Genomic DNA, 19,485 nt, shown 5'->3' with positions numbered 1-19,485 from the left:
AGATAATAAAATTTATCTAACAATAAAAATGCGCTTAGTTTATGTCGCTAACGACTTCGACGGTTACTCAGATATATTTTTATATTATTGAGTTATTGATATACCTTATATAAGTTATCAGTAATTTTAGGTTTACATAAGGTTTTTGTATACAAAAAAAGCCATGAGACTATACCCATGACAAAAATACGTAAATTATATACAAAAAATACAACGTACCGTACGTTTTCATTGAAAATAGCTCTCCACAAAAATGTGACAGTCTTATGCATATTTTACATAAGCCCAGTAAATAGTATCAAAGCCATTAACTATTTACTTCGGCGAAATTTCCTTTTGTATTATTTCATTGAGCTTACCTCCATAATACTACTCTTAAATTTCGCGCCTCTATCTCAGTTATCTACTTGTTGTTTTAAATTATAACCAAAACAAAAAATAAGTCAATAGAAAAGATTAGATTTTGTACAAAAACAATAAATAATAAGTTTACTAACAATAATTGCAAGTGTTAAAATAGAGTTAACATAGTTAGTAAAAATATAACAAGGAGCAAAAGCATTAAATAAAGAAAATTGAGGGGGAAAGCAAGTGACATTATTAAAAAAGAGCATAGCAAGCATAACAACACTATGTTTAATAACTATAAATCTAACTAGTTTGAGTTTTGCAAGTGAGGATATGCAAAAACAAGAATTAAAAAAAGCTATAGAAAAATCGGAACCATTTGTAGTAAGTGGTAATATAAAGGAAGAGAAAAAAGAAGGTATATCACCTCAACAAATCCTAATTAATTATTTAAGCAATGTAGAAAAAACTTCTACTTTCAAAGTCAAATCAAAAGAAGATGATAAAAATGATTCTCAGGTTATAGTAAGACTTCAACAGTATATAAATAATATACCTATCTATGGTTCAGATTTAGTAGGATGCGTAGATTATGACGGAAATATAAAATCAATTTCAGGATATATAGAGCCAACATCAAAGACATTAAAAGGATTTAACTATAATCCGACTTTAACTAAAGATGATGCACTTAAGATAGCAAAGGAAAAACTTGAACTAAAAAATGAATTAAATAAAAATGAAAAAGTAGAGTTATATTTATATAAAAGTAAAGAAGAATATAAACTTGCATACAAAGTAGATGTAAATATAATAGGAAAAACAATTTATAACAAAATTGTATTTATAGATGCTAACAGTGGAGATATAATAAATCAATACGAAAACACAAACAATATAATCAAATCAGAAAAAATTAAAGCAAAAGGTGTATTTGGAGATGAAAGAGAAATACAAGTAATACATAGACAAGGTGAAGCAGGCTTTAAAGACGGGTATTATTTTATAGATTTAAGTAGAGGATCAAAACCTATAAAAACTTTAGATATAAAAGGTCAATATTTTTATCAATATTATTATCAAAATAAAATTCCTTATGGCATGGATAATGATATAAAATATTTTAGCACAAAACTAGAAAAGAGCGATGGAAAGTTTGTAGATGCAAACTACCATGTAGGAAAAACTTACGATTTTTATTTAAATAAATACAATAGAGATGGGCTAGATGGAAAGGGAAGTAAGCCAGAATTACTTGTAAATGTAAATGAGCCAGGAAATGCATTTTCCAGTCTAGTAAATGGAGTTGATATACTAGTTTTTGGAAATGAAAACTCAACAACTTATGATTCTGCAGGATCATTAGATGTAATTGGACATGAATATACTCATTCAGTAGTAAGACATACTGCTAATTTAGATTATGTATCTCAATCAGGCGCTATAAACGAAGCATATGGAGATATTTTTGGTACTTTAGTAGAACATACTTATAAATCAAGCAAAAATTGGACTATAGGAGAAGATTTTTCAAAATATGGATACTTAAGAAGCATGAAAAACCCAGATATAGATAATGTAGATAATATGGAAATCTGTAGAAGGTCTCATGTACATAATGATAGCTGTGACAATGATTACGTACATGAAAATAGTGGTATAATAAATAAATTAGCTTACCTAATATCTGAAGGTGGAACACAATATGGTATTAATGTTAAAGGTATCGGAGAAGAAAAAATGGGTAAACTTTTCTATGATGCACTTACAGAAGGCTTATATTCTCAATCAGATTTTAATCATCTAGGAGAAGTATTATTATTAAAAGCTAAAACAGCAAGTGAAAAAGAAACAGTAGAAAATGCTCTAAAAGCTGTTGGGATAATGAAGGTAAGCTCAAATAATCCTAAAGTAGTTATAAGTAAAATGGTAGGAGAAACTAGATATGAAACATCTATAATGATAAGTCAAAAAGGTTGGGATACTTCTGATAATGTAGTATTAGTAAATTCAAGTTCTATAGCAGATGCTCTTTCAGCCACACCATTTGCAAAATCTATAAATGCTCCAATACTTCTAACACCAAATGACAGCTTATATTATAATATTGAACAAGAGATAAAGAGACTAAAAGCTAAAAATATATATATTATTGGAGGTACAAGTTCAGTATCGAATAATATAGTAAATGAGCTTGAATATGATGGATTTAAGGTAAATAGAATAAGTGGAATAGATAGATATGACACATCATTAGAAATAGCTAAAAGATTAGGTAACATATCAAATATAGCTGTTGTAAATGGAGTTAAAGGATTAGCAGATGCAGTTAGTATAGCACCTGTCGCAGCCAATAAGAATATGCCGATAATACTAACATCACAAAATGAAAATTTTGATAAAATTAATAAGTTTATTAAACAAAACAATATACAAACATCTTATGTTATAGGTGGACAAAGTACTATATCTAATGATATAACAACTAAATTACCTAACTATAAAAGAATAGGTGGAGATGATAGAAATGAAACCAATGCTTTAATTTTAGAGAACTTTTATAAAGAAAAAAATCTAGAAGACATACTTATAGCAAAAGATGGCATAAATAAACAAGATGATTTAATTGACGCCCTATCAGCAGGAGTATTAGCAGCTAAGAAAAACTCTCCAATTGTAATAGTTGGAAGTAATTTAAATTGGAAGCAAAAAGAAATTTTATCATCTAAAGAAACAAATGAAGTAACTCAAGTTGGTGGAAATGGAAATGAAAATTCATTTAGTCAAATAATTGATATATTAAACAAATAACTAAATTCTTTATAAAAAATACTAACAAGTAAAGTTAGTATTTTTTTGTTTAAAATCTAACTTATATGTTTTATATGTAAAAATATGGGAATAAAATTAATATATATGGATAGAAAGCTTAATTCAAGTAAAAAAGAAATTGAAGAATTTAAAGAATGTAGTTAGGAGATATTAAAATGAAGTTGGAAAAAGAAATAATATTAGAAGAAAGAGAAGCTAAAAAGATAGAAAGAAAATCTGAGAAATGTGATAAAAAGGAATTCGAAATTAACAGCGAAAGAAATTACAAAGAAGCACAAAAAGAAGCTAAAGCTCATCAAAAATCTATGAAAAAATTAGAAAAAGAAAAGTTTGAAGAAAAAAGGGAAGAAAGAAAAGTAAATAAATAAATTAAATAGGTATTTATAAAGGTATATAATTTAAGTATTATATGTTTATATAAGTATCTATTTAGATTATTTACTAAAACACTAACTTATTAAAGTTAGTGTTTTTTAATATATTTAAATAATAAATACAAAGATATAAAAAAAGTGGATTAATTAAAGGAATTTGTTTAAATTTGTAAAAGTATATTAATAAAGAGGTGAGTTCATATGTTTAACCAAAGTATTGTTTTAGAATTTGACAAAAGGTTAGTTTCAGAAGAAGAGATGATTGAGAATATAGATTATTATATTTCAAGGTCTAGTGAAGGTATGAAACTCATATCACAGGGAAAGCAAAAGGAGGCTATGAAAATATTAAAAGAAATTAAAACGTCATTAAAGAAAGAATACATATATTATAATAAAGAGAAGATTAAACCATATATACATAGAAATAATGTATATAGAACTTATCAATGGGGGATAGTTTTAGCTTATTCTAAATTATATAAAGTCTATTCTTATAAATATTTGTATGACAATTTATTTAATGTATGGGATAGTATCTCTAATCATGATTCTTGTTTATTTTTAGGATATAGAATATAAAGACACTTATATTATTTAATGATATAAGTGTCTTTTTAGTATAAAATAAATTTTATTTGTATAAAAATTTGGGTAAATATGATCTATAGCTACTTTTATATTTATTAGATTATTTACATCGAGATATTATAAAATTTTCAAAAAAATATAAAAAAATAAGGAAATTTACTGAAAAATATAAAATTTAAGCTAGAATTAGGTGGTATCAAGGGGTATAAGAAAAGTGAATATAAATAGCTTGAATATACACTATATATGGTATAAAATAGAGGTTGTGTTACTACATATAGTGCTTATGCAAAGTTAAGTAAAGTGCTGAAAAACAAAAAAGTCAATACTTTTTATTAAAAAAGTTATTGTTTTTTTATCTAGTAAGACTTGACAAACACATCAAGAAATATTAGGCAAAAGGAGAGTTTTATGACCAGAAAATTAAATATAATAAAAAGAAATGGAAAGGTTGCAGAGTTTGATAAAATAAAAATCGAAAATGCAATACTAAATGCTATGAAATATGGTAGCGGTATATATGAAGAAGAAATAGCTAAAAAAATAGCTAACGAAATAGAAGAAAATTGTTATGAAAAGTCACCTTCGCCGACAGTATATCAAATAGAAGATATGGTATATAAGAAGTTAATAGATTATAAACACGAATTGACTGCGAAAGCTTATGAAGGATATAGAGCGGTACAGTCATTTAAAAGAGAAGTGAATACAACTGACGAAAGTATATTAGGATTACTAGACAATAGTAATGAAGATGTTATAAATGAAAATTCAAATAAAAATGGATTATTAGCGTCTACTCAAAGAGACCTAATAGCTGGAGAAGTTTCAAAAGATATAGCAAGAAGAAAATTAATACCAGCACATATAGCGCATGCCCATGATGAAGGTGTACTTCACTATCACGATATGGACTATGCAATTCAACCAATTCATAACTGTATGCTTATAAACTTAGAAGATATGTTAAATAATGGTACAGTAATAAGTAATAAATTAGTAGAATCACCAAAATCATTTACAACAGCTTGTACAGTTACAACACAAATAATAGCTCAAATAGCAAGCGGTCAATATGGTGGAAACTCTATAACTATAAAGCATATAGCACCATTTTTAAGAGTATCGTATGATAAATATTTCAATAAATACAAAGAAAAGTATTCTGAAGAAATGGCTAAAGAATTAGCTGAAGAAAGAATGTTAGAGGAGCTAAAAGCAGGTATACAAACTATAAGATATCAATTATCAACGTTATATACAAGTAATGGTCAATCACCATTTTCAACTATATATTTAGAGATTGAAGAAGGTCATGAATATGAAAGGGAAATGGCTTTAATTTGCGAAGAAATGATAGCGCAAAGATTAGAAGGAATGAAAAACTACAAAGGACAAGAAGTAGGAGAAGAATTCCCTAAACTAGTTTATTTATTAGATGAACATAACTGCCTAGAAGGTGGTAAGTATGACTATATTACAAGGCTAGCAGCTAAATGTAATACGAAAAGATTAGTTCCAGATTATCAAAGTGCTAAAATAATGAGAAAGAATTATGAAGGAAATACTTTCCCACCTATGGGATGTAGAAGTCACTTATCTCCATGGAAAGATGAAAATGGAAATTATAAGTGGTATGGAAGATTCAATCAAGGTGTAATATCATTAAACTTAGTACAAGTTGCATTAACTGCAAATAAAGATATGGATAAATTCTGGGAGATATTAGATGAAAGATTAGAACTTTGTAAAGAAGCTTTAATGGTTAGACATGATTTATTAAAAGGAGTAAAATCAGATGTATCTCCAATACATTGGCAACATGGAGGAATAGCTAGACTTAAAAAAGGAGAGAAGATAGACGCTCTTTTAGAGGATGGATATTCAACTCTTTCTTTAGGATATGTTGGGGTATATGAAATGACTCAAGCAATGCTTGGTGTAAGTCATACAACTAAAGAAGGGGAAGCATTTGCATTAGAAGTTATGCACCATTTAAATGATGCTTGCCAAAGTTGGAAGGAAGAAACTGGTCTTGGATTTGGATTATACGGAACTCCTGGAGAAAGTTTAACTTCAAGATTCTGTAGAATAGATAAGCAAAAATTCGGAGAAATTAAAAATGTAACTGATAGAATGTATTATACAAACTCATACCATGTTCACGTAACTGAAGAAATAGATGCTTTTGAAAAATTAAAGTTTGAAAGTCAATTCCACGACATAAGTTTAGGTGGATGTATAAGTTATGTAGAAGTACCGGATATGAGTAAAAACCTACAAGCAGTAGAGCAAATAATAAATTACATCTATCACAATATACAATACGCAGAAATAAATACTAAGCCAGATATATGCTATAAATGTGGATACACAGGTGAAATAAAGCTTGATAAGGATTTAGAATGGTATTGTCCAAACTGCGGAAACAGAGATAAAGATGAAATGCAAGTTATGAGAAGAACTTGTGGATACATTGGGGCAAATATGTGGGGTAAAGGACGTACTCAAGAGATAGGTGAGAGAGTACTTCACTTATAGAATTTGGAGTGATAATATGAGATTTGCCAAAATAAAAGACAATGACATAGCTAATGGACTTGGAGTAACAATGTCTTTTTGGACACAAGGATGTCCCCACCACTGTAAAGGATGTTTCAATGGAGAAACATGGGATTTTAACGGAGGTCAAGAATTTACACAAGAAGATTTACAATATATTATTGATAATATAAATAAAAATAATATAGATAGAGACTTATCTATATTAGGAGGAGAGCCATTATGCCCTCAAAATGTAGAAGGTGTATTTAATTTATGCAAAGAATTTAAGAAACATTACCCAAATAAAATGATATACCTATGGAGTGGATATACACTAGAAAATTTTGATGAAAGTCAAAAGAAAGTATTAAAATATATAGATGTATTAATAGATGGTAAGTTTGAAGAAAACAATAGAAATCTAAGCCTAATGTTAAGAGGTTCATCAAATCAAAGAGTTATAGACGTAAAAAAGACATTATTAAGTAATAAAATAGTATTTTATGAGCTAGGTTAAGTATGTAGAATGCATCAAGATAAATATAAATTTTATCTTGATGCATTTTTTACATGTAAGTAAATTATATTAAGCACAAAAATGTTAACAACTCATGAAAGTAAAATATGTCAATAAGATTGAAAATGTAAAACGTGACATTTGAGGAACGGACAAAGTCGTTGGTGACATGAAGTGTAGCGCCCACGCAGTGGCTTAAGCGAAGCGAATTTTTTACAAAATAAAAAATTATTATGCTAGAAGAAGTAATTTCATAGAGTACTTTAACGTTTAGTTTCAAAAAATGAAATTAATAATTATTATCATTTACAAAAATGATTAATTATGATATACTTTAAATAAATAGAGAATTAATGAGTAATTTACTAGCAAGTGAACATAAAAGTGTAAATTATATCATAGCTTACATAAATTTTTTAAATCCGATGATCTTCAGCACGTTATTAGATTTAATACAGAAAGTATAATATTCCCCTATATGATAAATTACATTATAAATGTTATGCTAATTATACTCTTAATTTACTAATATAACTACACAACTTCTATATAAAGACCACGATTCATATCGTGGTTTTTATTTTAAAAAATGATAATGAAATTCATTTACAAAAAATAAAAATTATGATATATTAAAAATAGGCTTAAAATTATCGCGGCAAATTTCTGATTTTATAGGAGATGATAATTATGGCAAGAATGATGGGACCTAGATTTAAACAATGTAGAAGACTAGGGTTAAATGTATGTGGGCATCCAAAAGCAATGGATAGAGCTACAAAAGGAACGTCTAGAGCGGACAAAAAGCTTTCACCATATGGAGTACAGTTATTAGAAAAGCAAAGATTAAAGGCTTACTATGGTGTGTTAGAAAAGCAATTTTCTAACTATGTAAAAAAAGCGATGAAATCTAAAGACTCTACAGGTACAGCATTAGTACAAATGTTAGAATGTAGATTAGACAACTTAGTATATAGATTAGGGTTAGCAAGCTCTACAAGACAAGCTCGCCAAATGGTAGTTCATGGACATATACTAGTTAATGGGAAAAAAGTAGATATACCTTCTTATGGAGTGTCAGTAGGAGATGTTATATCTTTAAGAGAAAAATCTCAAAAAAATACAATGTTTAAAGATAGTTTTCAACAAAATGCTACTAGCCAATATCCTTACTTAACTAAGGATATAGAGAACTTTTCAGGTGTTCTTACTAGAAAGCCTGAAAGAAATGAAGTACCAATAGAAATTGACGATATTTTAGTTGTTGAGTACTACTCAAAATAATCTAAATATAAAATTACCATAAATCTTAGGGTTTATGGTAATTTTTTTATTTTAAGTATTTTATAAAGATAAAAATGGACAAAATGATAGTTATATTATAAGCTAATCTATATAAAATAATTAAAAGGAGGTCGTTAATGTATAGTTTGAACAATATCAAGCAAAATAATTGTCCATTAAAATTCATATCAAACATACTCGGAAAAAAATGGGTATGTGAAATAATATGGGAAATTGGTAATGATAAAAAAAGATTTGGAGAATTACAAAGGTGCATAGAAGGATGTAGCAAGAAGATGTTAATTCAACAATTAGAATTTTTAATCGAAAATGGAATAGTAATTAATGACAAAAAAGAATTAAAAAATAATATCCAATCAACATACTATTTAAGTGAATGTGGTGTTTCGTTACTTCCAATAATGGAAACTATGATACTTTGGAGTAACAAACATATTAAATGTGATTGTTAATTTTATATAGATATTAATCTGGTTACAAAAAAGTTACCAGTTGATACAAGAGCTCATACTTGTTATATTATAAAAAACAGGTATGAGCTCATTTACTTTATATAAAAATAATCGGAAGGAGGCAATACATGAATTATACGTTTTTTTCAGAATTTCTTATGGTCACGAATTATATGACTTTAATATCAATAGCAATTTTAATAGGAATGTTTTTTGTAATAAATAAATTAAGTAAAAAGATAAAATTTAATAAATTAATGATTTTATCAATAGTATTAGGGATTGGACTAGGAGTATTAGTCCATGCTATAGCAGGATTCCCAGAAGATCCTACTAAGGTAACTTGGTTAACAGAAGTATCTAAATGGTATGGGCTATTTGGATATGGTTTTATGGATTTATTAAAAATGTTAGTAGTTCCACTTGTGTTTGTTTCAATAGTAAGAGTAATAATGAACTTAAAGCAAGGTGAAAACCTAGGTAAATTAACAGGAAAGACTATTGTAATGTTATTAGGAACAACAGCGATAGCAGCAATAATAGGTATAGTAGTTGGAAATTTATTTAACTTAGGAGTAGGACACGAAGCGATAGTAAAAAGTGGAGAAATAAGAGAGGTTACACCAATAGTCGATACTATAAGAGGTTTATTACCATCAAATCCAGTAAATGCAATGGCACAAGCTAATGTAGTTGCAGTAGTAATATTTGCAGGATTTTTAGGTATAGCAGTAAAGAGACTTAATAAAAAGTATTCAGAAATAATAAAACCATTTGTAGATTTAGTAGAAGCATTTTATAAAATAATAATAAGTGTTTCTATAACAGTAATAAAACTAATGCCTTATGCAGTAGTTGCTTTAATGGCTACTACGATAATAGATAGAGGTGTAACATCAATATTAGATGTTATGGACTTTATAATAGCTCTTTATGTAAGTGTAGCAATAATGTTTATTGTACATTTAGTAATAATAACTTTAAGTGGGGTAAATCCTATAAAATACTTAAAAAATGTATCTAAACCACTTATATTAGCATTTACATCTAGATCAAGTTTAGGAACATTGCCTGTAACAATAGAAACACTTACAGATAATGTTAAAGTAGATCAAGGTATAGCAAGTTTTGTAGGAAGTTTAGGTTCTAATATGGGAATGAACGGTTGTGCAGGAATCTATCCAGCATTAATGGCAATTACTGTAGCTAATATGTCTGGTACTCCTATGAACTTTAGTTTTTATATCATGTTACTTATAGTAATAACTATAAGTTCGTTAGGAATAGCTGGGATACCAGGTACTGCAACAATGTCAGTTTCAGTAGTTATATCAGGTATGGGTATGGGAGCATATTTCCCGCTATTAGGTGGAATACTTGCTATAGATCCAATATTAGATATGGGACGTACAATGCTTAATGTTAATGGAACTATGGCTTCAGCAATAGCAGTTGCTAGTTCATTAGATAAAATTGAAAAAGATAAAATAAGTTAATAAAATCTATAAAAAACCTTCAAACAACTATTAATTATTTGAAGGTTTTTTATTAGTTTTTTATATGAATATTTTTATTAAGAAATCTTTGAATTTATACATATACTATTTTCTTTAATTATTAGTTTGCCTAAAAAAGCTCCAATTAGTGCAGGAATAACCCAGTTAAATCCTATATTAGCAAATGGAAGATTGTTAATAAAAGGGATATTTATACCTAGATTACTAAGTACTGTAAGCAAGCTTGTTAATAATGTTGCATAAGCAGCACCCTTAAAAGCAGAATCTCTCTTAAATATTTTTCCAAACAAGCTCATTAGAACTAAAACTATTGAAACAGGATATAACACTGTTAGTATAGGAGCAGCAATAGCTATTATTTTATCTACGCCTAAATTAGAAAATATGGCACTAAATACACATATAAAGGTTACTATGTATTCATATTTTAGTTTTCTATTAGTTACATCTTCGAAATACTTAGCTGTAACAGAAGTTAATCCTATGGAAGTTGTTAAGCAAGCAAATGCAACAACTATACTTAATAATATAGTACCAGTATTTCCTAATAAAAGATTTGTTATATTAACTAGTAATTCTGTCTGAGAAATGCTAGCATCATACACCGTAGAAACTGTAGCTCCAAGATAAGCTAGTCCACCATAAACTAGTGTAAGCCCAATACCTGCAATTAAAGATGCTTTTATCGTAAGGCTTATATTTTCTTTCTTATTTCTGTAACCTTTACTTAAGAAAGATGACATAACAAGTGCAGTTATACCACCTAATCCAAGGGCATCCATAGTTTGATAACCTTGAGTTACACCTCTCATAAATAGATTATCAGAAGAAATATTAGTATTTAACTCACCAATAGGAGATAATATCCCCTTGATTATTAAGATCGCTAACGCTGCTAAAAGTATAGGCGTTAAAAATTTACCTATAATATCCATAACCTTACTTGGTTTTATAGTTAATATAAACACTAGTGTAAAGAATAAAATTGAAAATATTATTGGATTAAATGAGTTATTTAGAGGAAGTATACTCATTTCAAATGTAGTTGCACCAGTTCTAGGCACTACTAATATTGGACCTAAGCACAACATCATTATTACTTCTAAAGTAAGCCCAAATCTTTTGCCAGCTTTTCCAATAACATCTTGGAATGAACCAGCCTTTGCTATTGCATTGATAGAAAGTAGTATTATACCAACATCTGCAATTATAAACCCTAAGAAACTCATTAGCCAATTGCTACCAGAGGTAACACCTATGTATGGTGGGAAAATCAAATTACCTGCTCCAAAGAACATTGAAAATAGTGCGAAACCAATAACAATAATATCAATATTTTTTTTCATAATAACACCTCTTTTTTATTTTATATATAAAAAAGCCACATAGTATGTACCATGTGACTTTTATTTTGCCTAGGATAAATAAAAAAGCCACATAGTATTATCTATGTGGCTTTACATAACAAGTTAGCTTTCACCATCATAGATACAAACAAGTACCAGTTTGTATCTACGATTAATCTATCGTTCATAAATACAAACCAACTACAATAGCCAAAAGCTAAAATAAGATATATTTAATTGTTTATTGTTAGTTAGATTTGTATTAATTATCATATTTATATTCTCCTAAAAAATTTATATTTAAATTGATTATATATAGTTAAAGGGAATATGTCAATAATATTTTTCAGAAAATTTATACAAATTATTTTATAATTAAAGTAAAAAATATTTTATAAATATGCAGTAAATTATAAAGGCTTAAGTAATAGCAATTATAGAAAAAAATAAAAATTTAGTGTATATTAGTTAAATGCTAATATAAAAGTAATAAAATAAAAAGACAATCATAATACAATAAAACATTGAAATAAAATAAACATATTAGCCATATTCTATGATGGTTAATAAAACAATAATAGTAAAATTAGATAAGGTGGAATTAAATGAATAATAAATTTGAGAGTTTAAAATTAAATAAAGATATATTAAAAGCATTGTATAATTTAGGCTATAATTCACCATCGAAAGTTCAGAGTGAAGTTATACCAAGGTTATTAAGATATGAAAATATAATAGTCAAATCAAAAACTGGGAGTGGAAAAACTGCGAGCTTTGCTATACCAATATGTGAAACAGTAGAAGTGGATAATAACAATCTTCAAGCACTAATAGTTGTACCCACTAGAGAGTTAGCACTTCAAGTAAAAGAAGAGATATCTAATATAGGTAGATTGAAGAAAATAAGATGTAGTGCTATATTTGGAAAACAACCTATGAAAGATCAAATAAAGGAGTTAAAGCAAAGAGTTCATATTGTAGTAGCAACTCCAGGAAGAATAATTGATCATATAAGTAGGGGTACAATTAACCTTGAAAGTATAAGATATTTTATAATTGATGAAGCAGATAAAATGCTTAAAAAAGGGTTTGTAGAAGATATGGAGTTTATATTTAATAGTATACCTAAAAATAGCATTAAAGGACTATTCTCAGCGACTATAGATAAAGATATAAAAAATATTTGCTTAGAATATATGAAAGATGCAGAAATGGTAGAAGTAAAAAATGAAAATTTATTAAATAATAAACAAATATCAGAAAAGACAGTCAAAGTAGAGGATAAAAAAAAGTATGATACTTTAAAAAATATAATATATTCTCAGGCTCCAGTATCAGTTATGATATTTTGCAATACAAAAGAAACTGTTACAAAACTTTATAAAAATTTAAAGGAAGATAGGTTTTTAGTAACAGAACTTCATGGTGATATGTCTCAAGACAAAAGAAATTTTACGATAAAAGATTTTAAAAATGGTAAGTTTAATATACTAGTAAGTACAGATGTAGCTGGTAGAGGTATACATATAGATGACATATCTTTAGTTATAAATTTTAATGTGCCTAGAGATAAAGAAAACTATATACATAGAATAGGTAGGACAGGTAGAAAAAAAAGCTTTGGAAAATCTATAACTATGGTAAATCAAAAAGATGAAAAGTATATGGAAGAAATAGAACATTATATTGGATATAAAATAGAAGATCTAGATGACATAAAAAAAGAAGATATTGCTTTAGGAAAAGCTAAGTTTGAAGAAAATAATAAAAAAGTTTTAAAAAATAGAAAAAATAGAAATGAAGAAAAAAAGGTTCACAGTGAAGTAACGAGACTATACCTAAATGCTGGAAAGAAAAAGAAAATAAGAGTTATAGATATTGTTGGAGCTCTTAATAGTATAGAGGGAATAAATAATGAAGATATAGGTGTAATAGAGGTACAAGACCTTTGTTCTTATGTAGATATATTAAATCACAAAGGTGAAATTATATTAAAGAAGTATAAAGAGATTAGTGTAAAAAAGAAGATGGTAAAAATAAAAAAAGATAGTAGATAAAAAACCCCCTTAACTTCTATAATACACCAAAAAAATATATAATAATAGCCTTAAAATGTAATTGTTTTCCTGTTATTATTTAAATATACAAGATAACTTGTATATTTAAAAATGTAGTCCAGATACAGGAGGTACATACTATGAGCGTAAAAATAATTTCAAAGCATGTAAAAGTTACAGAGGCAATAAGAGAAAAAATTGAAAGTAAGTTTGAAAAGCTAGAAAAATATATTAATGATGATTTTGATGTACATGTTAAAATAGATGTAAAGAGAAAAAATCAAAGTATTGAAGCGACAGTATATACTAAACATGGAACTATCGTTAGAGCTGAAGAATGCCAAGAAGATTTATATTCAGCAATAGACTTATTATATGATAAGCTTTATAAACAGCTTAGAAAATACAAAACACAAATGATAAGAAGAAATAGAAAAAATGAAAGTATAAGATTTGATAATATAGAGGAATATGAAGAAATAGATTTAGATGACGATGTAATAAAAAGAAGAAAGAAATTTAAAATGGACAAGCCAATAACTCCAGAAGATGCAATTGTTCAAATGAATTTATTAGGACATCAATTCTTTTTATTTAGAAATATAGAGACAAATAAAACAAGTATTATATATAAAAGACATGATGGATATGGCCTTATAGAACAAGTGTAATACCATAAACATTTAATAATAAAAAACGTATTGAAAATTTCAATACGTTTTTTATTATTAAAAAATAGCTTATTATTATTAATATAACTTGAATTATTTAGATTTTAGTTTTATACATTTTTTTGATATATAAAATATAATAAAACCAGCTAGACAAGTTGCTAGAGCTATAATTATATGTAAATCCACATCATACTCAAATACATAAGAACAAGCATTATCTAAAGCATGAAATAATATACAAAGCCAAATGCTATTAGTTTCCATGTATATGTAAGTAAGTACAAAAGAAGAAGCAATACAACTAAGAGCAAATGGAATAAAACTAGTATGTTGTTGTGGTGTACCAACTACAAACCATAAAGGTAGATGCCATAAGGACCAAATAATACCTATTATTAGAGAACTTTTAAAAGGAGAATATTTCTTTAGTAATTTAGGAAGTAAAAAACCTCTCCATCCTATTTCCTCTAATCCTCCCCCAAATATCATTATAGGAGTTAACCAACTTAAAAATATTAATGGGGATTTTAGTAAGGCACCATAGCCTCTAAACATTTCAACTACTATATATGGAACGGTCCAAAGTATTAAAGCGGCAATAATAACATATAAATATTCCTTTAGACTCCTGTTTGCATTTACACAGTTCCTTAAAAATCTATCAAATTCATCTTTAGACAAAAACTTTTTAGCGGTAATTAATCCAGCTAAAGCAGGAGAATACCCTGAAAGTGCATAAAATAACATAAAAATAGGAGAACCATATATTAAAATATTGAGTTGTGTTGTAGATATAGTTACTGTAAATCCAATTATACAAAAAAGTATTAGTACTATAAAAAAGTACTTTGTATCTTTTGAAATCAATTTTTTTCGCCTCCGAATTTTTTATAAGAATTAATTTATAGAATAATTCAAAGTATATTGAAATTATTGAATAACTATATAATTATTATACATAAGAAATCTAACTAATTTAATAGGGAAATTAAATAAAATTCGTATAATAAATATATATATATAGTTTATTTATAAACTAATAATTTGTTGATTATGAAAATACATTGTGCTACACTCAACTTGTAAAAATAAATAAAAGCTAGGGGAGCTATGATTGGATAGCTGAGAAGTAAAGCCATAACTTTCAGACTCTAAGAACCTGATTAAGATAATTCTTACGTAGGGAAGCTCGTATATTTTAATGTACCTAGATTTTTAGTTAAATAAGGCGCTCTCTATAAAAAGAGAGTGCTTTTTTAATGCTATTAAAGTTAAATTTATATAATTATTTTTATATCTTATAAAAGATAATCCTTAAAAGGAGGAAATGTAAGTGAAGGTAAATGGGGAAGAGTTTGAATTTAAATCAGATATGACAATATCAAAGTTATTAGAAGATATTGGAGTAAAAAAAGATAGCGTAGTAGTAGAGATAAATTTAAACATAATTGAAAATAATCAATACGATAGCTATATACTAAGAGAAGAAGATGTTATAGAAGTCATAAGGTTTGTTGGAGGGGGATAAGATGCAACTTTTTATAAATGAGCTACTTGTAAATATTGATGAAGATATAGTTACAGTAGATAAAGTTAAAGAAAAATATAAAAAAGATGCAGATATAATAATACTAAATGGTCATCCAGTAGATGCATATGTAGATTTAGAATTATATGAAAATGATAGAGTTACATTAATAAAAAGGGGTGAAATTCCAAAATTTGAAGAATTAGAAAATCTTATGGTTAGCAGACATACTCCAAATGTTCACTACAAATTAAAAAATGGAAAAGTAGCAATATTAGGTATTGGTGGATTGGGTTCAAATATAGCTATATCTTTAGCTAGAATAGGCGTAGGAACATTAATACTAGCAGACTTTGATATAGTAGAACCATCTAATTTAAATAGACAACAATATTTTATAAATGATATAGGAAAATATAAAACCGAGGCACTTAAAAATAATATAGAAAATATTAATCCATTTATAGAAGTTGAAACTATAAACAAAATAATAGATTCATCAAATATACATGAATTTGGGAACGTAGATATAATAATAGAGGCTTTTGATAATCCAAAGTACAAAGCAGAAATTGCAAATAACATTTTAACTAAAATGAGAGATAAATATTTAATATCCTCATCTGGAGTGGCAGGATATTATGATTCTAACATAATAAAAACAAGAAAAATCAGAGATAAATTTTACATATGTGGAGATGAGATAAATGAAGCTAAAGAAGGTGATGGGCTTATGGCACCAAGGGTGGCTATATGTGCTAATCACATGGCTAATTTAGCAACAAAAATATTGATAGAAGACAAATAAGATTATGTGGGGGATAAAAATGGATAAATTAATATTAAACGGACATGAGTTTAATAGTAGACTTTTAATAGGAACGGGAAAATATAGTTCAAATGATATGTTACCAAGAGTAATAGAGTCAAGTAACAGTGAAATAATAACTATGGCACTAAGAAGAGTAGACTTAGACAATACAGAAGAAAATATACTATCACATATACCTAGCAATATGACAATACTTCCTAATACATCAGGAGCGACTAATCATATGGAAGCTGTTAGGATAGCAAGAATAGCTAGAAAAATGGGATGTGGAAACTTTATAAAAATAGAAGTAATAAGTGATACAAAATACTTATTACCCGATAATGAAGAAACTATAAAAGCAACTAAAATACTTGCTGATGAAGGATTTGTAGTTCTTCCATATATGAGTCCAGATCTATATGCAGGCAAAAGGCTAATAGAAGCAGGGGCAGCAGCAGTTATGCCACTTGGGGCACCAATAGGTTCTAATAGAGGGCTTAAAATGAAAGAAATGATAAAAATAATGATAGAAGAATTAGATATACCAATAATAGTAGATGCAGGAATTGGAAAACCATCTCAGGCTATGGAAGCTATGGAAATGGGGGCAGCAGCAGTACTTGTAAACACTGCAATAGCTAGTGCAGGCGACCCTATAAAAATGGCGAATGCTTTCAAATTAGCAGTTGAAGGTGGAAGAGAAGCATATTTAGCTAAAACAGGAAGAGTAAGCAATTTTGCAAATGCATCTTCACCTCTTACTGGATTTTTAAGTGAAGTAGGTGTTTAATTTGAGTTTTTATAATGTTATAGAAAAGTATAAAGATATTGATATAGATAAATATCTAGAAAATGTATCAAATTATGATGTTTTAAGAAGTTTAGAAAAGGATAATTTAGATGAATATGATTTATTAAATTTATTATCTAAAAAAGCCACTAAATACCTGGAAGAAATGGCACAAAAAGCACACGAGATAACTAATAGATATTTTGGAAAGACTATACTTTTGTATACTCCTATGTATATAGTAAACTATTGTGTAAATAAATGTCTATACTGTGGATATAATATAGATTCTGGAATAAGTAGAAAAAAGCTCAACATTAATGAAATTAAAATAGAAGGAAATGAAATATCTAAAGAGGGATTTAAGCATTTGTTGCTTTTAACTGGAGAAAGTAAGATTCATTCAGACGTAGAGTATATAGGTGAAGCTGTAGAAGTTCTTAAAGATAAATTTCCATCTATTACAATAGAAGTTTATCCAATGGATGAAGAAGAGTATAAATATTTAGTAGATAAAGGCGTTGAAGGGCTTACTGTATACCAAGAAGTATATGATGAAAATATTTATAAAGAGGTACATTTAAAAGGTCCAAAATCTAATTATAAATATAGATTAGACTCACCAGAAAGAGGAATAAAAGCTGGAATGAGAAGTGTATCAATAGGTTCGTTACTTGGTCTTAATGATTTTAGAAAAGAAACTTTTTTTACATTAATGCATGGAAGATATTTAAGAAAAAAATATCCACATGTAGACGTTTCATACTCAATACCTAGAATAAGACCATTTAAGGGATGTTATGAAAAAATAATTGATATCAATGATAATGATTTAGTACAAGCTATGGTTGTTATGAGATTATTTGATAATCAAGGTGGTATAAATTTATCGACTAGAGAAAGCTTATCATTGCGAAGAAATTTAATACCTTTGGGAGTTACAAAATTAAGTGCAGGTGTATCAACAAATGTAGGAGGGCATTCTCAAAATAGTAAAGATACATCTCAATTTAAAATTAGTGATGAAAGTAGTGTTAGTGATATAAAAGCCATGTTAAAAGATATTGGATACCAACAAATATTTAAAGATTGGGAAAGGTTTTAATGTATCTAATAACGAATAGGCATCTATGCAAATATGATAGGTATATTGAAGTTATAAAAGAAGCATCTTATTGTGGCGTTAAAAATATAATACTAAGAGAAAAAGATCTGAGTAATGATGAGCTAGAAAATTTATATCTTAAGATTAAAAAAAATATAAATAAAGATACTAAGATAATAATAAATAGCAATATAGAAGTATTTAAAAGAGTTGATGCCGACGGTATACATTTACCATTTGATAAGTTTATAGATATTTATGATGAAAAAAATAAAAAAGATACAAATGAGTATATAGATATCAAAAACTTTAATAAAATATTAGGAGTATCAACTCATAGTATAAAAGATATAGTAGAAGTACTAAAAAGAAATGCAGATTATATATTTTTATCACACATATATGAAACTAAATGTAAGGAAAACTTAAAACCTAAAGGAATTGAAATATTAAAAGAGGCCAATTCTTTACTTACTAATTCAAATATAAATTTAATTGCATTAGGTGGAATAACACCTAGCAATGTCAAATACATAGTAGATTATTGTGATGATATAGCTGTTATGTCTAACCTAATGAGTAGTAAAAATATAAAAAAAACAATAAATGAATATAATATAGATTAAAAGTTAGCGTCTAAAATAATTTTTATTATTTTAGACGCTAACTTTTATTATAAATAGGTATTTTT

17 protein-coding genes and 2 riboswitches are annotated in these 19,485 nt (G+C 27.2%); of the genes, 15 read left to right on the top strand and 2 right to left on the bottom strand.

What is annotated here, in order from left to right; genetic code table 11:
* Positions 1 to 230: 230 nt before the first annotated feature.
* Positions 231 to 401, bottom strand: a riboswitch (Lysine riboswitch).
* A 190-nt stretch (positions 402 to 591) separates the two neighbouring features.
* The 8 genes from ABCP60_RS08325 to ABCP60_RS08290 all read left to right on the top strand — a co-directional run bounded on the left by ABCP60_RS08325 (position 592) and on the right by ABCP60_RS08290 (position 10,459).
* Positions 592 to 3,159, top strand: a complete 2,568-nt coding sequence (locus ABCP60_RS08325) for a cell wall-binding repeat-containing protein (protein WP_166504817.1) — start codon at positions 592 to 594, stop codon at positions 3,157 to 3,159.
* Between the two features lie 176 nt (positions 3,160 to 3,335).
* Positions 3,336 to 3,548, top strand: coding sequence for a hypothetical protein (locus ABCP60_RS08320; RefSeq protein ID WP_092922906.1), 213 nt, complete (start codon positions 3,336 to 3,338; stop codon positions 3,546 to 3,548).
* A 207-nt stretch (positions 3,549 to 3,755) separates the two neighbouring features.
* Entirely contained in the window at positions 3,756 to 4,136 is a 381-nt protein-coding gene (locus ABCP60_RS08315; protein WP_092922909.1) for a hypothetical protein, read from the top strand.
* 420 nt (positions 4,137 to 4,556) lie between these two features.
* Positions 4,557 to 6,686 carry an anaerobic ribonucleoside-triphosphate reductase gene (nrdD, locus tag ABCP60_RS08310; RefSeq protein WP_166504818.1) on the top strand — a complete coding sequence of 710 codons (2,130 nt, stop codon included), beginning with the start codon at positions 4,557 to 4,559 and terminating at the stop codon, positions 6,684 to 6,686.
* A 16-nt stretch (positions 6,687 to 6,702) separates the two neighbouring features.
* Positions 6,703 to 7,206 carry an anaerobic ribonucleoside-triphosphate reductase activating protein gene (gene nrdG, locus ABCP60_RS08305; protein WP_092922915.1) on the top strand — a complete coding sequence of 168 codons (504 nt, stop codon included), beginning with the start codon at positions 6,703 to 6,705 and terminating at the stop codon, positions 7,204 to 7,206.
* Between the two features lie 690 nt (positions 7,207 to 7,896).
* Positions 7,897 to 8,490 carry a 30S ribosomal protein S4 gene (gene rpsD / locus ABCP60_RS08300; protein ID WP_092922918.1) on the top strand — a complete coding sequence of 198 codons (594 nt, stop codon included), beginning with the start codon at positions 7,897 to 7,899 and terminating at the stop codon, positions 8,488 to 8,490.
* Positions 8,491 to 8,627: 137 nt separating this feature from the next.
* Entirely contained in the window at positions 8,628 to 8,963 is a 336-nt protein-coding gene (locus ABCP60_RS08295) for a helix-turn-helix domain-containing protein (protein WP_092922921.1), read from the top strand.
* Between the two features lie 128 nt (positions 8,964 to 9,091).
* Entirely contained in the window at positions 9,092 to 10,459 is a 1,368-nt protein-coding gene (locus tag ABCP60_RS08290) for a cation:dicarboxylase symporter family transporter (RefSeq protein ID WP_092922924.1), read from the top strand.
* A 77-nt stretch (positions 10,460 to 10,536) separates the two neighbouring features.
* On the opposite strand, the gene brnQ is transcribed toward ABCP60_RS08290, so the two are convergent.
* Positions 10,537 to 11,826 carry a branched-chain amino acid transport system II carrier protein gene (brnQ, locus tag ABCP60_RS08285; protein ID WP_092922927.1) on the bottom strand — a complete coding sequence of 430 codons (1,290 nt, stop codon included), beginning with the start codon at positions 11,824 to 11,826 and terminating at the stop codon, positions 10,537 to 10,539.
* Positions 11,827 to 12,431: 605 nt separating this feature from the next.
* On the opposite strand from brnQ, the gene ABCP60_RS08280 reads away from it, so the two are divergent.
* Together ABCP60_RS08280 and raiA are read left to right on the top strand one after the other, a co-directional pair.
* Complete coding sequence (locus ABCP60_RS08280; protein WP_195237920.1) at positions 12,432 to 13,883, top strand: DEAD/DEAH box helicase; 1,452 nt, start codon at positions 12,432 to 12,434, stop codon at positions 13,881 to 13,883.
* 140 nt (positions 13,884 to 14,023) lie between these two features.
* Positions 14,024 to 14,554, top strand: a complete 531-nt coding sequence (raiA, locus tag ABCP60_RS08275; protein WP_092922933.1) for a ribosome-associated translation inhibitor RaiA — start codon at positions 14,024 to 14,026, stop codon at positions 14,552 to 14,554.
* Between the two features lie 93 nt (positions 14,555 to 14,647).
* Here raiA and ABCP60_RS08270 read toward each other — a convergent pair whose 3' ends face one another.
* Positions 14,648 to 15,424, bottom strand: a complete 777-nt coding sequence (locus ABCP60_RS08270; RefSeq protein WP_166504820.1) for a type II CAAX endopeptidase family protein — start codon at positions 15,422 to 15,424, stop codon at positions 14,648 to 14,650.
* A 224-nt stretch (positions 15,425 to 15,648) separates the two neighbouring features.
* Positions 15,649 to 15,760, top strand: a riboswitch (TPP riboswitch).
* Between the two features lie 130 nt (positions 15,761 to 15,890).
* Between ABCP60_RS08270 and thiS the strand changes: the two genes are divergently transcribed.
* The 5 genes from thiS to ABCP60_RS08245 are packed head-to-tail and all read left to right on the top strand — an operon-like array spanning position 15,891 to position 19,420.
* Complete coding sequence (thiS, locus tag ABCP60_RS08265) at positions 15,891 to 16,085, top strand: sulfur carrier protein ThiS (protein WP_166504821.1); 195 nt, start codon at positions 15,891 to 15,893, stop codon at positions 16,083 to 16,085.
* Between the two features lies 1 nt (position 16,086).
* Entirely contained in the window at positions 16,087 to 16,893 is an 807-nt protein-coding gene (thiF, locus tag ABCP60_RS08260; protein ID WP_166504822.1) for a sulfur carrier protein ThiS adenylyltransferase ThiF, read from the top strand.
* Between the two features lie 19 nt (positions 16,894 to 16,912).
* The gene (locus tag ABCP60_RS08255) at positions 16,913 to 17,689 is read left to right on the top strand and encodes a thiazole synthase (protein ID WP_166504823.1); all 777 of its coding nucleotides are present in this window, start codon (positions 16,913 to 16,915) and stop codon (positions 17,687 to 17,689) included.
* 1 nt (position 17,690) lies between these two features.
* On the top strand, positions 17,691 to 18,794 hold the full coding sequence (thiH, locus tag ABCP60_RS08250; protein WP_343101586.1) for a 2-iminoacetate synthase ThiH: 1,104 nt from the start codon (positions 17,691 to 17,693) through the stop codon (positions 18,792 to 18,794).
* The gene (locus tag ABCP60_RS08245) at positions 18,794 to 19,420 is read left to right on the top strand and encodes a thiamine phosphate synthase (RefSeq protein ID WP_166504824.1); all 627 of its coding nucleotides are present in this window, start codon (positions 18,794 to 18,796) and stop codon (positions 19,418 to 19,420) included. The genes thiH and ABCP60_RS08245 overlap by 1 nt, the downstream gene beginning before the upstream one ends.
* Positions 19,421 to 19,485: the final 65 nt, after the last annotated feature.

The sequence above is a fragment of the Romboutsia sp. MSSM.1001216sp_RTP31141st1_G3_RTP31141_220114 genome, from assembly GCF_039031195.1.
GTDB lineage: Bacteria > Bacillota > Clostridia > Peptostreptococcales > Peptostreptococcaceae > Romboutsia_C > Romboutsia_C hominis.
Note: the sequence above shows the minus strand (reverse complement) of the source record. Positions and strands in the feature narration are given on the sequence as shown.